Annotated in this window: 14 protein-coding genes and 1 tRNA gene; 14 read left to right on the top strand and 1 reads right to left on the bottom strand. The window is 43.8% G+C overall.

Features of this window, described 5'->3' with window-relative positions:
- The first annotated feature begins 14 nt into the window (after positions 1–14).
- The 13 genes from hisD (at position 15) to ACFVS1_RS18915 (ending at position 11,917) form a co-directional block, all read left to right on the top strand.
- Positions 15–1,295 carry a histidinol dehydrogenase gene (gene hisD, locus ACFVS1_RS18975; protein WP_387549723.1) on the top strand — a complete coding sequence of 427 codons (1,281 nt, stop codon included), beginning with the start codon at positions 15–17 and terminating at the stop codon, positions 1,293–1,295.
- 100 nt (positions 1,296–1,395) lie between these two features.
- Positions 1,396–1,983, top strand: coding sequence for an imidazoleglycerol-phosphate dehydratase HisB (gene hisB, locus ACFVS1_RS18970; RefSeq protein WP_063233950.1), 588 nt, complete (start codon positions 1,396–1,398; stop codon positions 1,981–1,983).
- On the top strand, positions 1,980–2,612 hold the full coding sequence (hisH, locus tag ACFVS1_RS18965) for an imidazole glycerol phosphate synthase subunit HisH (protein ID WP_352924370.1): 633 nt from the start codon (positions 1,980–1,982) through the stop codon (positions 2,610–2,612). Before hisB ends, hisH begins: the two co-directional genes overlap by 4 nt.
- 2 nt (positions 2,613–2,614) lie before the next feature.
- A complete protein-coding gene (gene hisA, locus ACFVS1_RS18960; protein WP_352923904.1) occupies positions 2,615–3,349 on the top strand; it encodes a 1-(5-phosphoribosyl)-5-[(5-phosphoribosylamino)methylideneamino]imidazole-4-carboxamide isomerase in 735 nt (244 codons plus the stop codon).
- Positions 3,350–4,108, top strand: coding sequence for an imidazole glycerol phosphate synthase subunit HisF (gene hisF, locus ACFVS1_RS18955; RefSeq protein ID WP_352923903.1), 759 nt, complete (start codon positions 3,350–3,352; stop codon positions 4,106–4,108). It abuts the gene before it with no gap.
- Positions 4,105–4,761, top strand: a complete 657-nt coding sequence (gene hisIE / locus ACFVS1_RS18950; RefSeq protein ID WP_241593139.1) for a bifunctional phosphoribosyl-AMP cyclohydrolase/phosphoribosyl-ATP diphosphatase HisIE — start codon at positions 4,105–4,107, stop codon at positions 4,759–4,761. Before hisF ends, hisIE begins: the two co-directional genes overlap by 4 nt.
- Before the next feature lie 367 nt (positions 4,762–5,128).
- Complete coding sequence (locus ACFVS1_RS18945; protein ID WP_387549720.1) at positions 5,129–6,631, top strand: tetratricopeptide repeat protein; 1,503 nt, start codon at positions 5,129–5,131, stop codon at positions 6,629–6,631.
- A gap of 103 nt (positions 6,632–6,734) precedes the next feature.
- Positions 6,735–7,682, top strand: a complete 948-nt coding sequence (gene trxB, locus ACFVS1_RS18940) for a thioredoxin-disulfide reductase (protein ID WP_352923900.1) — start codon at positions 6,735–6,737, stop codon at positions 7,680–7,682.
- Positions 7,683–8,238: 556 nt separating this feature from the next.
- Positions 8,239–8,697 carry an NUDIX hydrolase gene (locus tag ACFVS1_RS18935; protein ID WP_063233957.1) on the top strand — a complete coding sequence of 153 codons (459 nt, stop codon included), beginning with the start codon at positions 8,239–8,241 and terminating at the stop codon, positions 8,695–8,697.
- 45 nt (positions 8,698–8,742) lie between these two features.
- Complete coding sequence (rapZ, locus tag ACFVS1_RS18930) at positions 8,743–9,642, top strand: RNase adapter RapZ (protein WP_352923898.1); 900 nt, start codon at positions 8,743–8,745, stop codon at positions 9,640–9,642.
- On the top strand, positions 9,632–10,618 hold the full coding sequence (locus tag ACFVS1_RS18925; RefSeq protein ID WP_241593143.1) for a gluconeogenesis factor YvcK family protein: 987 nt from the start codon (positions 9,632–9,634) through the stop codon (positions 10,616–10,618). Before rapZ ends, ACFVS1_RS18925 begins: the two co-directional genes overlap by 11 nt.
- 67 nt (positions 10,619–10,685) lie before the next feature.
- On the top strand, positions 10,686–11,639 hold the full coding sequence (gene whiA / locus ACFVS1_RS18920; RefSeq protein WP_101223718.1) for a DNA-binding protein WhiA: 954 nt from the start codon (positions 10,686–10,688) through the stop codon (positions 11,637–11,639).
- A gap of 20 nt (positions 11,640–11,659) precedes the next feature.
- Positions 11,660–11,917 carry an HPr family phosphocarrier protein gene (locus tag ACFVS1_RS18915; RefSeq protein ID WP_048688029.1) on the top strand — a complete coding sequence of 86 codons (258 nt, stop codon included), beginning with the start codon at positions 11,660–11,662 and terminating at the stop codon, positions 11,915–11,917.
- 96 nt (positions 11,918–12,013) lie between these two features.
- On the opposite strand, the gene clpP is transcribed toward ACFVS1_RS18915, so the two are convergent.
- The gene (gene clpP, locus ACFVS1_RS18910) at positions 12,014–12,622 is read right to left on the bottom strand and encodes an ATP-dependent Clp endopeptidase proteolytic subunit ClpP (protein WP_063233960.1); all 609 of its coding nucleotides are present in this window, start codon (positions 12,620–12,622) and stop codon (positions 12,014–12,016) included.
- Positions 12,623–12,911: 289 nt separating this feature from the next.
- Between clpP and ACFVS1_RS18905 the strand changes: the two genes are divergently transcribed.
- Positions 12,912–12,983 (top strand) — tRNA-Arg (locus ACFVS1_RS18905).
- The last annotated feature ends 130 nt before the right edge of the window (positions 12,984–13,113 follow it).

The following is a 13,113-nucleotide window of genomic DNA, read 5'->3' as shown; positions in this document are numbered from 1 at the left end:
AATGAGGTGAAGGTATGAAAATAGAACGGTTTGCTGAAGGGATTTCACTGAAACGCTCGGTTGATGCAGGTACTGCCGATCAAAGAAAAGCGGTTCAGGATATTATCTATGATGTCAGGAAAAGCGGAAACGCCGCTTTACATACCTATACCGAACGTTTCGATGGTGTCAGTGCAGGGGAATTGCTTGTATCGGAACAGGAAATGGAAGAAGCAACAGCATCCTTAACTGAGGAGCAGCTTGATATTTTACAAGAAGCCGCGAATAATATTCGCATGTTTCACGAGAAACAAATTCGAAATTCATGGTTTACGACTGATGATACGGGAACGATGCTAGGACAAAAATTAACACCTCTTGATGCTGTAGGTGTTTATGTACCTGGGGGCACAGCAGCTTATCCTTCGTCAGTACTGATGAATGCGTTGCCTGCAAAGGCCGCGGGGGTGGAACGGATCGTTATGGTGTCTCCGCCAGGGAAGGATGGAAAATTATCGCCAGCGGTTTTGGCAGCTGCCAAAATTGCCGGAGTTAAGGAAATCTATAAAGTTGGCGGGGCACAGGCAATAGCTGCTCTAGCTTATGGGACGGAAACGATTAAGAAAGTGGATAAAATAGTGGGTCCGGGCAATATATATGTGGCGTTAGCGAAGCGGGAAGTATTCGGAGATGTAGCCATTGATATGATAGCAGGTCCAAGTGAAATAGCGATTCTTGCGGACGAATCCGCCATCGCAGCTGAAGTTGCGGCAGACTTGCTATCACAGGCGGAGCATGATGCCCGTGCTTGCAGTGTTTTGGTCACGACGTCAACATCTCTTGCAGAAGAAGTGGCCGCAGAAGTGACCAAGCAGGTGGCGCTACTTCCACGCCATGATATTGCTGCAGCATCCATAAGGGATTTTGGAAGGATCGTTGTATGCGGGAATATGGTTGAAGCTGTCGAAGCGATTAATGAACTTGCACCTGAACATTTGGAAATTGTGGCCAATGATGCACTTGAAATCATGGCAAAAATCCGGCATGCCGGGGCGATCTTCATTGGCCGTTTTAGTTCGGAGCCCGTCGGGGATTACTTTGCAGGCCCCAATCATGTGCTGCCTACCAATGGAACCGCCCGCTTTTCCAGCCCGCTGAATGTGGATGATTTCCAAAAGAAATCAAGCATCATCATGTATAGTGAAACGGCCTTCCGCAAAAATGCAGAAAAAATCGCAGCATTTGCCCGAATGGAAGGACTTGAAGCTCACGCCCGTGCCATTGAATCACGTGGTGTGAATGAATCCGGGAAATAGTCCTGTAATATTAAAATACGCGAAATCATTGATATAAAGACATTTGACATGCTTTTACATCTTGGGAAAAGGGGTCTTACCCCGTTGAGGAGGAGTTGTAATGGAACGTTTTGCTAGTGTGGAGCGAAAGACGAATGAAACGGAAATAAGTTTGAAGTTTGGTGTGGATGGGGAAGGTAATTCCTCCATTAAGACGGGCGTTCCGTTTATGACGCATATGCTTGATTTGTTCACGAAACACGGGAAGTTTGATTTGACCGTAGATGCAAACGGAGATACAGACGTCGATGATCATCATACAACTGAAGATATTGGCATTTGCTTAGGTCAGACGTTATTGGAGGCCCTTGGAGACAAACGCGGGATAAAGCGTTACGGAAATGCTTTCGTACCCATGGATGAGGCACTCGCCCAGGTTGTCATCGATTTAAGCAATCGTCCGCATCTAGAGTTCCGGGCTGAGTTTCCTTCGCAAAAGGTAGGTACTTTCGATACTGAACTCGTACACGAGTTTCTTTGGAAATTCGCTCTTGAGGCCAGGATGAACCTGCATGTAGTCGTTCATTACGGTCACAACACACATCATATGATCGAAGCGATATTCAAAGCGCTGGGACGTGCATTGGATGAAGCGACGACCATCGATCCACGTGTCAAAGGCATCCCTTCGACGAAAGGAATGTTATAAAAATGATTGGAATCGTCGACTATGGCATGGGGAATTTATTTTCAGTAAGTAAAGGGCTTGAGCGCCTTGGTGCCGATTCATTCATTTCCGATGACCCAAACGAACTTTCAAAGTCGAAAGGAATCATACTTCCCGGCGTTGGCTCTTTCAGGGATGCCATGCGTCTCTTGGAAAAACAAAAGCTGGATGAATTCCTGAGGGAATATGTGGCCGATGGAGGTTATCTATTAGGAATCTGCCTTGGTATGCAGCTTCTCTTTGATGAAAGTGAGGAAAATGGACCGGCTAAAGGATTATCCCTCATCCCGGGAAAAGTCGTTCGTTTTAAGGGAGTGGATGCGAATGACCAGGTTTATAAAGTTCCGCACATGGGCTGGAATCGCCTTGAATTTAAACACGCATCACCAGTGAATGAGGGGCTGGAAGAGGAGCATGTTTATTTCGTCCATTCCTACTACGTCGATACCGATGAATCATTCGTCAATGCTTCGGCAAGGTATGATGTGGAAGTGCCTGCAATCGTCGGTAAAGGGAATGTGTTCGGCATGCAGTTCCATCCGGAAAAAAGCGGGAAGATGGGCATGTCACTGTTAAAAAATTATCTGTCATTAGTAGAAGGGAAGGAATAAGCATGAGCAACTTTACTATTTACCCGGCGATTGATATGCGTGGAGGCAAATGCGTCCGCTTAATCCAGGGAGATTACAATCAGGAAACCGTTTATGGCGATTCCCCCTTTGATATGGCAAAAAGCTTTGCGGACCAAGGAGCCGATTGGATACATATGGTCGACCTTGACGGAGCTAAAGAGGGAGTACGCATCAATGATTCATACGTAATCAAAGCGGCAAGTGAGTTAGGGGCCCGCATTCAAATCGGCGGCGGCATCCGTACCGAACAGGATATAGCCCATTACCTGGATAATGGTGTGGAACGTGTCATTCTAGGCAGTACGGCCGTTTCAGACCCTGATTTCACTAAAGATATGATTAGGAAATATGGAAGCCATATCGCAATCGGGATCGATGCGAAGGATGGCAGGGTTGCCACTCATGGTTGGCTTCAAACGTCTGGGACCCTTGCGATAGATCTTGGTAAATTACTGGCCGATGCTGGTGCAGAGACATTTATTGTTACCGATATCGCGACGGATGGGATGCTTTCAGGTCCGAATGTGAAAGGTATATTGGCCATGGCGGAGGCAACGGGTAAAAACGTGATTGCTTCGGGCGGCATTAGTTCACTCGAAGACCTTACCACCCTCAAAGAGTATGAATCCCAAGGCATTGCAGGGGCAATCATTGGCAAGGCGCTTTATACCAATCGCTTTACTGTAGAAGAAGCACTGGAAAAGGTGCGTGGTTAAATGCTCACTAAACGAATTATTCCATGTCTCGATGTAAAGGATGGGCGAGTAGTCAAAGGGATACAATTTGTTTCCCTTAGGGATGCAGGAGACCCGGTCGAACTCGCAGCCTTTTACGACCAAGAAGGTGCCGATGAGCTTGTCTTCCTGGATATTTCCGCATCACATGAAGGCAGGGAAACGATTGTCGACGTCGTTCAAGCGGTAGCGGGCAGCTTGGCAATCCCGTTCACGGTGGGCGGCGGCATTAATTCTTTGGCGGATATGAAGAAGATCCTCCGAGCAGGTGCCGATAAGGTTTCCTTAAATACAGCAGCCATTCTGCGCCCTGATTTAATTAATGAAGGTGCTGATTATTTTGGTTCCCAATGTATCGTAGTCGCCATAGACGCCCGATATGAAGAAGAGCTTGGGTCATGGCGCGTATATACCCACGGCGGCCGGAAACCGACTGAATGGGAAGTGATCGAGTGGGCGAAGGAAGCCGTAACCCGCGGTGCAGGTGAAATACTATTGACAAGCATGGATTGTGACGGCGAGAAACAAGGGTTTAATATCGCTTTGACAAAAGCGGTATCCGAAGCCGTTTCGGTGCCGGTCATCGCCTCAGGCGGGGCTGGCAACGCTGAGCATTTCCAGGAAGCCTTCCAAGAAGGTAAAGCCGACGCAGCATTAGCCGCATCGATTTTTCATTATAAAGAAACATCCGTCAAAGAAGTCAAAACGTTTCTCAAACAACAAGGAGTGGTTGTACGATGAATCTTGAAACTATTAAATACGACGAAAAAGGCCTGATACCGGCAATTATTCAAGATGCAGGAACCGGCGAAGTGCTGACACTTGCTTACATGAATCAAGAATCACTGCAATTGTCGATTGAAAAAGGTGAAACGGTATTCTTCAGCCGTTCGCGCAATGAGTTATGGCATAAAGGAGCAACCAGTGGTAATACCCAGAAAATCATCGAAATGAAGTATGACTGCGATCAAGATGCATTGGTCGTTCGGGTCGTTCCTGCAGGTCCTGCGTGCCATACAGGGGCAACAAGCTGTTTTAGCGAAACGATTTACCAAAACAGTGAAGCCGGACAAGACGTGAAGGCGAATGTGACTTTCTTGACGGAATTGGAAAAATTGATTGAAAAAAGAAAATCGGAAATGCCTGAAGGTTCATATACTACCTACCTATTCGATAAGGGCGTTGATAAGATCCTGAAAAAAGTCGGTGAAGAAGCGGCAGAAGTGATCATTGCTGCTAAGAACCGCGATGCAGAGGAACTTTCGATGGAAAGTGCCGATCTCCTCTATCACTTATTCGTTCTTCTTCAGGAGCAGGAGTTGCCTTTCCAAGCAGTGCTTGATGTATTGAAGGCTAGACATGCCGATAAGGACGAACCGAAAGAAACCGAATGAATGTTGATCGCCCTCCGGCAATAGGAGGTCTCAAACTGAAGACAAACTCGATGAAAATCAAGTTTGTCTTCAGTTTTTTTATTAGGACATTGATTACCGATCCAGGCCCTCGCTTTCCGCGGGCGGTCCGCCCTCTGCTTGCGCCTGCGGGGGTCTCCTTAGACGCGCTTTCCCGCCGGAGTCTCATTTTGGCCGTCATTGCGACTATGAAAGCTAATCTTGACGCCCCATTTAAATAGGAATATACTTCAATTTTTTCTTAAAGAAAGCATGATGATTTCTATTTTCCATTTTCTTGAATTGTTCGGCAAATTTACTCCAATATGTTATAATACTATGGTTAATCAACTTGAAGATGGAGGATTACATGAGTAAAGACTCTAAATTTGGCCAACAGGCAAAAATTCTAACTTTTCACCCAACAGGTGAGTATTATTTCACCAAGGGTTTAAAAGCTTATCATAGACGAGAACTACCTAAATCAAAAAAGTACCTGGAACGTGCGCTGGAACTTGAACCCGCTGAACCGATGATAGCCTGTCAATTGGCAATCACTTGCTCGGAAATCGGAGAATATAATTATTCAAACAACCTTTTGGAAAACATCTTGGATGTGATGGATCCCTATATGTCGGAATGCCATTACTTCCTGGCGAATAATTATGCCCACTTAGGCATGTTCAAGGAGGCTTATCGTCACGCCAGTGCTTATCTTGATAAAGAAGAAGACGGGGAGTTCAGCGATGACGCAGAGGACCTGCTTGAACTGATAACTTTTGAGTCGGATGAGTCAGAAGAAAATCCATTTAAGCATGACGGGCTCATTACCAAACAGGAACAAGCCCGTGAGTACCTTGAATCAGGCAATTTTCCAAAGGCAATCGAAGTACTGAAAGAAACGATTGCCGAGTACGAGGATTACTGGTCCGCTTATAATAACCTGGCACTTGCCTATTTCTATCTCGGTCAAGTAAATGAAGCCTTTGCAACACTTGATGAGGTACTGGAAAAAAGTCCAGGAAACCTGCATGCGCTTTGTAACCTTGTTGTTTTTCATCATTATCAACAAGATGAAGAAAAGGTTGAAGAGCTCATACACATGCTGGAGAAAATTAGGCCGATGCTATCCGAACATCGTTTCAAGCTTGGAGCGACCTTCGCTTTGATCGGAAACTATGCTTCTGCATATAAATGGCTGAAAGGACTCCAAAAGCAAGGGTTCGAGGGAGATGGAACCTTTTACTATTGGTTAACCATTTCCGCTTACCACCTAGGCCATGAACAGGCTGCCCAAAAGGCATGGAAAAAGGTCGTGGAAATGAATCCGGAAAAGGAAGGCATGGAGCCTTGGGGAGATATGAATGCAACTTCAGATGGTTTTGAACATCATTTTCCTTCTATTATAAAAAGGCTGGAAAGTGAATTCACCGAAGAAAGGTTGTTTGCCATTTTCCTTCTGAAACATTCTGTTCATAAACAGAAGCTATTGAAAAACCAGGTCCTCAACCTTAATCAGAATTTCACTGATTTGGAACGTGATTATGCGGAACTAGTTCAAGCTCCTGCTAAAGATCGTCAATTAACACCGATTGATTTTGCCGATCGCACAGCTGAGTTATTATATCAGCATTTCCAACCGATACAATTAAATGAAGCCGGGCTGTATTTAATGTGGTTTTCCGTCTTCATCGAAGCGGTGAAATCCGAGCAGAAGCTAAATAATCCAGCAGGATGGGCTTCAGCGGTGGAGTACGTGTGGAATCTGCTTAAAAATGAGAAGGTGAGCAAACAGGCAATCGCAGACAAACATTTCATATCGGTGTCCACCTTATCAAAGTACGTAAAATTGGTTCAAACCTTGCTTGGTTGAGCAGATATTTGGACGAAAAATTATTTGTTATATAGGATAATAGGTAGGGAACACTAACCGTAGTGAAGGTTCCATTTGTAATGGAATATGGAGGAGTGAAAACATGTCTGAAAAAATTTATGACGTTGTTATTATTGGAGCTGGTCCTGCAGGGATGACGGCGGCTGTCTATACATCACGTGCGAACCTTTCAACATTGATGTTAGAACGCGGAGTACCGGGCGGGCAAATGGCCAATACAGAGGAAGTTGAAAATTATCCTGGATTCGACACGATACTCGGGCCTGAACTTTCAACGAAAATGTTTGACCATGCAAAGAAATTCGGTGCGGAGTATGCTTATGGGGATGTTAAAGAAATCATCGACGGTGAAGAGTATAAAACGATCAAAGCCGGTTCCAAGGAATTCAAGGCACGTTCAATCATCATTTCATCTGGTGCCGAATACAAGAAAATCGGCGTTCCCGGCGAAAAAGAATTGGGCGGCCGCGGTGTATCCTATTGTGCAGTTTGTGATGGTGCATTCTTCAAGCAAAAAGAACTATTCGTTATCGGAGGCGGTGACTCTGCTGTTGAAGAGGGTGTGTACTTAACCCGCTTTGCTTCAAAAGTGACGATCGTTCACAGACGTGACGAACTTCGTGCTCAAAAGATTCTACAAGATCGTGCATTTGCCAATGAGAAAATTAACTTCATCTGGAATCATACTTTGAAGGAAATCAATGAAGAAGGCGGCAAAGTCGGCGGTGTCACACTAGTTTCCACTGAAAATGGAGAAGAGACAGTGATGGACGCAGACGGTGTATTCATTTATATCGGAATGCTCCCGCTAACTAAACCATTTGAGAGCTTGGGCATCTTGAATTCCACAGGTTATATTGAAACGAATGATCGAATGGAAACACGTGTCCCTGGTATTTTTGCTGCTGGTGACGTTCGTGAAAAAACATTGCGCCAAATCGTTACAGCTACAGGCGATGGAAGCATTGCCGCTCAATCGGTTCAGCACTTTGTTGAGGAACTTCAAGAAAAATTGCAGCCTAAGGCTTGATTTCACTAGAATATACAATCGTAATTCCGTTTTAACGATGTTGTAACACGCGTGAAATAATGATTGGGTATAGTATGGATAGAAGTTGACCCCCTTTAATTATAAACGTTTAAGGACACAGATTAAGATTCTGTGTCCTTTTTTTTGTTTCCTGCTTTAAGACTATATCTTTTGTTCCAATTTTTAGTATGTTTCCAAATGATTTATAATGTGAAGTAAGCCCGTCCTTTGCATTTAGGCAGCGAAAGTGGAGAAGAATAGGAGTTAAGCAGGATAAAGGCTTATCTCCGTAATTCCTTGCGAATGAATATTCCCCCAATGCAGGAAGTGTACTTTATTGTTAGCTCATTTCAAAAATAGTATAATGATAAGATATACTAAACATATATATCATTCATAATGGTAAGAAGATGAAAAATACAACTTGTTTGAACTATAAGCATTTGTAAATCGCCAAATGGATATCTAGCGGCGGTTTAAGGATATAAACTGAATCTCTTCAACACGGGGGAGTGGAGGTTTCTATAGTCGAGCAGAGCCAATTGAGGTGAAGAACGTGCAACGTGTCACAAACTGTGTATTGATCAAAGATAATCAAATCCTCTTATTGAAGAAGCCTAGACGCGGATGGTGGGTAGCTCCAGGCGGAAAGATGGAGCCTGGGGAATCTGTACGCGATGCTTGTATTAGGGAATACCGTGAAGAAACGGGCGTTTATTTAAAAAATCCTTCCATCAAAGGTATTTTTACCTTCATTATGAAGGACGGAGATAAGGTATTGTCGGAATGGATGATGTTCACTTTCTTTGCAACGGATTCCGATGGTGTAAATGTGGATGTTTGTGAAGAAGGGGAACTTAGCTGGCATCCGGTCGAAGATGTTAAAAAGCTGATGATGGCTGAAGGTGATTTTCACATCCTGGACTATATGGTTCATGGAAGTGGGATCATTTATGGAACCTTTACCTATACACCTGAGTTTAAGCTGCTTTCTTACCGATTGGATCCAGGTTAATTTTCACATATAAAAAAGATTGCTATACATGGGGGCGGAGAAACTATGAGTACAGGGCAGAAGAGTGAAACGCAATTGGTCATCATTACCGGAATGTCCGGAGCGGGTAAGACAGTGGCGGTTCAAAGTTTTGAAGACCTCGGCTTTTTTTGCGTCGATAATTTGCCGCCCACGCTATTGCCAAAGTTTTTGGAGTTAATGAAGGACTCAGGGAATAAGATGAATAAAGTGGCTCTTGTCATGGATTTGAGGGGGAGGGAGTTTTTTGATTCCTTATTTCTTGCACTGGATAATTTAACGGATTCAGCTGCTATATCACCAAGAATCCTTTTTCTTGAAGCTGATGACGATTCCTTGGTCCGCAGATATAAGGAAACGAGAAGGACCCATCCGCTTGCTCCATTAGGCCGGCCATTGGAAGGCATTAAAATGGAACGTGAACTATTGGACGAATTGAAGGGAAGGGCACAGCTGATTTTTAATACTTCCCAATTGAAACCGCGCGAATTGAGGGAGAAAATCGCTTCGGAGTTTTCTGCCGATAAAAGTGTCGGTTTTACAGTCAATGTCATGTCATTCGGGTTCAAGCATGGTCTGCCCATAGATGCCGACCTTGTGTTTGATGTACGTTTCCTGCCAAATCCATATTATATTGACCATATGAGGCCAAGGACTGGCTTGGAACAGGAAGTGTCGAGTTACGTTTTAAAATGGAGTGAGACGCAAAAATTCTTGGAAAAAGTGACCGATCTGCTTGCGTTCATGCTTCCATATTATAAACGTGAAGGAAAAGCACAGCTTGTTGTTGCGATTGGGTGTACAGGCGGTCAGCACCGTTCTGTAGCATTGACGGAGTATATTTCAAACCACTTCAAGAAGGATTACAGGGTTCAAGTATCACATCGCGATATCGAAAAAAGTAAGGGGAAAGCAGATGTTAGATAAAAAGAAACAACCTAAGGTTGTGATCATTGGAGGGGGAACCGGCCTTCCCGTTTTGTTGAGAGGGTTAAAGAAGCATCCGGTTGATATAACGGCAATCGTAACGGTAGCTGATGATGGTGGAAGTTCAGGCCGCCTTCGCGAGGATATGGACATTCCCGCTCCAGGTGATATTCGTAACGTGCTGGCTGCGTTATCGGATGTTGAGCCCCTTGTTGAACAAATGTTTCAACATCGCTTTCAGAGTAAAAATGAGTTGTCCGGGCATTCGCTGGGGAATTTGATATTGGCGGCAATGACCTCGCTGACAGGGGATTTCGTCCATGCGATCCAAGAAATGAGTAAATTCCTTAATGTCCGCGGTAAAGTGCTTCCGGCGGCCAACCAAAGTGTGGTTCTCCATGCGGAGATGGAGGACGGAACGATTGTTACAGGAGAATCCAAGATTCCCTTCTCAGGAAAGAAAATAAAAAGAGTATTTCTGTCTCCTCATCATATAAAGCCGCTCAGTGAAACTCTCCAGGAAATCAAGCAGGCAGATCTTATTGTCATAGGTCCAGGGAGCCTATATACTAGCATTCTGCCTAACTTACTTGTTCCTGGTTTAGGAGAAGAGGTTGCCCGCTCGAAGGCGAAGAAGGTGTACATTTGCAATTTGATGACACAAGCCGGAGAGACGCTGGATTATAGCGCGAGCGATCATATAAAAGCGATATATGACCATATGGGAAATGCATATATTGACAGGATACTTGTTAATAATGAGGAAATACCAACCGAGATTCAGCAACGCTATCAAGCTGAATATGCTAAACCGGTCATGTATGATGTGGAAAGCTTAAAAATGATGGGGCTTGAAATCATACAAGAACGCATTTTTAGCTATGAAGGGAATGTAATACGCCATGACACGAAAAAAGTGGCGGATTTGCTCTATAATATGCTTGTAAATGAAACAAAAAGCCACATTGCACCGTAGATATAAGCGGGGACGGTTTTTTGATTGATAAAAATAGATTACCTGCGTTCGATAGGGGGTGAAATGGATGTCTTTTGCTTCAGAAACGAAAAAAGAGCTTACTACATTAGAGGGAAAGGATTGCTGCGGTAAAGCGGAATTGTGTGCGCTTATCCGGATGAACGGATCCCTTTCATTTTCTAATCGGAAGCTTGTTGTGGATATTCAAACGGAGAATGCTGCGATTGCCAGAAGGATTTATACGCTGCTGAAAAAAAGTTATGAGGTCCAGGTCGAGCTGTTGGTCCGTAAAAAGATGAAGCTTAAAAAGAATAATGTATATATTGTCAGGATGTCATCCGGAGGGCAGCGGGTTTTAACCGATTTGGAGATTTTAGGCGATGGCTTTGAAATTCTCCATGCTATATCCGATACTATTGTTGGGAAGAAATGCTGTAAGCGTTCTTACTTAAGAGGTGCATTTCTTGCGGGGGGTTCGGTGAATAATCCGGAAACGTCTTCCTATCACCTTGAAATTTTCTCACTTTATAAAGAGCACAATGATGCCCTTTGTGAGCTAATGAATAAGTTTGGCTTGAAGGCCAAGACTCTTGAACGCAAGAAAGGGTACATCATTTATTTGAAAGAAGCCGAAAAGATTGCCGAGTTTTTAAGTATAGTTGGCGCCCATTCAGCTTTATTAAGGTTCGAAGATGTACGGATTGTCCGTGATATGCGTAATTCAGTGAATCGGCTTGTGAATTGTGAAACAGCCAATTTGAACAAAACGATCGGGGCCTCATTACGCCAAGTTGAAAACATCCATTATATCGAGGATACGGTGGGATTAGGCATTTTACCGGATAAGCTTCGGGAAATTGCGGAGCTTAGGATAGCGTTTCAGGATATCACCTTAAAGGAACTAGGGGAAATGGTTTCTGGGGGAACCATCAGTAAATCCGGGATTAATCACCGATTACGAAAGATTGATGAAATAGCTGACAGGCTCCGTGGGGGAGAAGCTATTGCTGCGAAAAAATAAAGCTAACAGGGGAGATCAAGATGGTGGAAAAACAAGTTGAGGTAAAATTGAAGACGGGTTTGCAAGCGCGGCCGGCGGCCCTTTTTGTACAAGAAGCTAACCGCTTTCATTCAGATGTTTTTCTTGAAAAAGAAGGAAAGAAAGTGAATGCAAAAAGTATAATGGGATTAATGAGCCTTGCCATCAGTTCTGGCGTGTCCGTGAAGTTAATCGTCGAAGGACGCGATGAAAAAGAAGCGTTAGAGGCATTGGAAGAGTTCGTTCAGCAAGAGGGTTAAAAGAAAGGATGCCTAAAAGTGCATCCTTTTCATTTATAATGTAAAAAAGGCTCCGGAAGTCGCTTAAGGCGATCTCCGGAGCCTTTTGTTGCATAATTATTTAGAGTCTTTTTTGTCATCAAGGATGCTGCGCGTGATGACTTTGTCGATCAAGCCATATTCAAGGGCTCTTTCGGAAGTCATGAAGTTATCACGTTCCGTATCTCTTTGAAGGACTTCAATAGGTTGTCCAGTACGTTCTGCCAAGATTTGGTTCAGTTTATCTTTCAAGTGAAGGATACGGCGGGCAGCAATTTCAATCTCCGTAGCTTGACCTTGAGCTCCTCCAAGAGGTTGGTGAATCATGACCTCACTGTTTGGCAACGCATAACGTTTGCCTTTTTCACCAGCGGCCAATAGGAAAGCACCCATGGAAGCGGCCATACCGATGCATACTGTCGATACATTAGGCTTGATATATTGCATAGTATCGTAAATGGCCATACCGGAAGTGATGCTTCCACCAGGGCTGTTGATGTATAGAGTGATATCTTTTTCAGGATTTTCCGCTTCTAAAAATAGTAATTGAGCAACAATGGAGTTGGAAACATTATCGTCAATTGCACTTCCTAGCATAATGATCCGGTCTTTTAATAAACGGGAGTAAATATCGTAGGCACGCTCCCCACGACTTGTTTGTTCGATAACTGTAGGAATTAAATTCATGTTCATTTCCTCCTTCGATTAAGAGAATCATTTAAATTCTTTATGTATGTATGATACACTTTTTGGTCAATTTAGGTCAAACAAAACAAACCCTATAATGGATAATTTGTTCGACAATTTTCTGGCTAAGGCTCCTTCCCGATAGATTACTTTATATATTATGCCGCACAGGGATGAATTTCCACATTACCCATAATACCCAAATGATGAAGTTTTAAACCTGATAACCCTTGCAAAGGAGTAGAATCTATCATATAATGAAATCTGTTGAAAAATTATTTTCTATTACGCCCTCGTAGTGCAACGGATAGAACGCAAGCCTCCGAAGCTTGAAATGCAGGTTCGATTCCTGCCGAGGGCATTACCAATCTTCTGCTTAATAAAGTGGGGGATTTTTTATTGTTCATTTTTAAGAGGGTCCCTAAGATTTTTGGCGAATTCACTCGATTTCCGTAATATTCCATCTAATCCTGTAATGTAAGCCCCGTCTT

It is taken from the genome of Peribacillus sp. NPDC058075 (assembly GCF_042885195.1).
Classification (GTDB): Bacteria; Bacillota; Bacilli; order Bacillales; family DSM-1321; genus Peribacillus.
The sequence above is the reverse complement of the archived record's forward strand: the minus strand, read 5'-3'. Positions and strand labels throughout refer to the sequence as shown.

What these genes read in the sequence shown, in the direction of transcription:
- hisD (WP_387549723.1), top strand. Translation starts at nt 15, where the DNA reads ATGAAAATAGAACGGTTTGCTGAAGGGATTTCACTGAAACGCTCGGTT.
- hisB (WP_063233950.1), top strand. Translation starts at nt 1,396, where the DNA reads ATGGAACGTTTTGCTAGTGTGGAGCGAAAGACGAATGAAACGGAAATA.
- hisA (WP_352923904.1), top strand. Translation starts at nt 2,615, where the DNA reads ATGAGCAACTTTACTATTTACCCGGCGATTGATATGCGTGGAGGCAAA.
- hisF (WP_352923903.1), top strand. Translation starts at nt 3,350, where the DNA reads ATGCTCACTAAACGAATTATTCCATGTCTCGATGTAAAGGATGGGCGA.
- hisIE (WP_241593139.1), top strand. Translation starts at nt 4,105, where the DNA reads ATGAATCTTGAAACTATTAAATACGACGAAAAAGGCCTGATACCGGCA.
- ACFVS1_RS18945 (WP_387549720.1), top strand. Translation starts at nt 5,129, where the DNA reads ATGAGTAAAGACTCTAAATTTGGCCAACAGGCAAAAATTCTAACTTTT.
- trxB (WP_352923900.1), top strand. Translation starts at nt 6,735, where the DNA reads ATGTCTGAAAAAATTTATGACGTTGTTATTATTGGAGCTGGTCCTGCA.
- rapZ (WP_352923898.1), top strand. Translation starts at nt 8,743, where the DNA reads ATGAGTACAGGGCAGAAGAGTGAAACGCAATTGGTCATCATTACCGGA.
- ACFVS1_RS18925 (WP_241593143.1), top strand. Translation starts at nt 9,632, where the DNA reads ATGTTAGATAAAAAGAAACAACCTAAGGTTGTGATCATTGGAGGGGGA.
- whiA (WP_101223718.1), top strand. Translation starts at nt 10,686, where the DNA reads ATGTCTTTTGCTTCAGAAACGAAAAAAGAGCTTACTACATTAGAGGGA.
- ACFVS1_RS18915 (WP_048688029.1), top strand. Translation starts at nt 11,660, where the DNA reads ATGGTGGAAAAACAAGTTGAGGTAAAATTGAAGACGGGTTTGCAAGCG.
- clpP (WP_063233960.1), bottom strand. Translation starts at nt 12,622, where the DNA reads ATGAATTTAATTCCTACAGTTATCGAACAAACAAGTCGTGGGGAGCGT.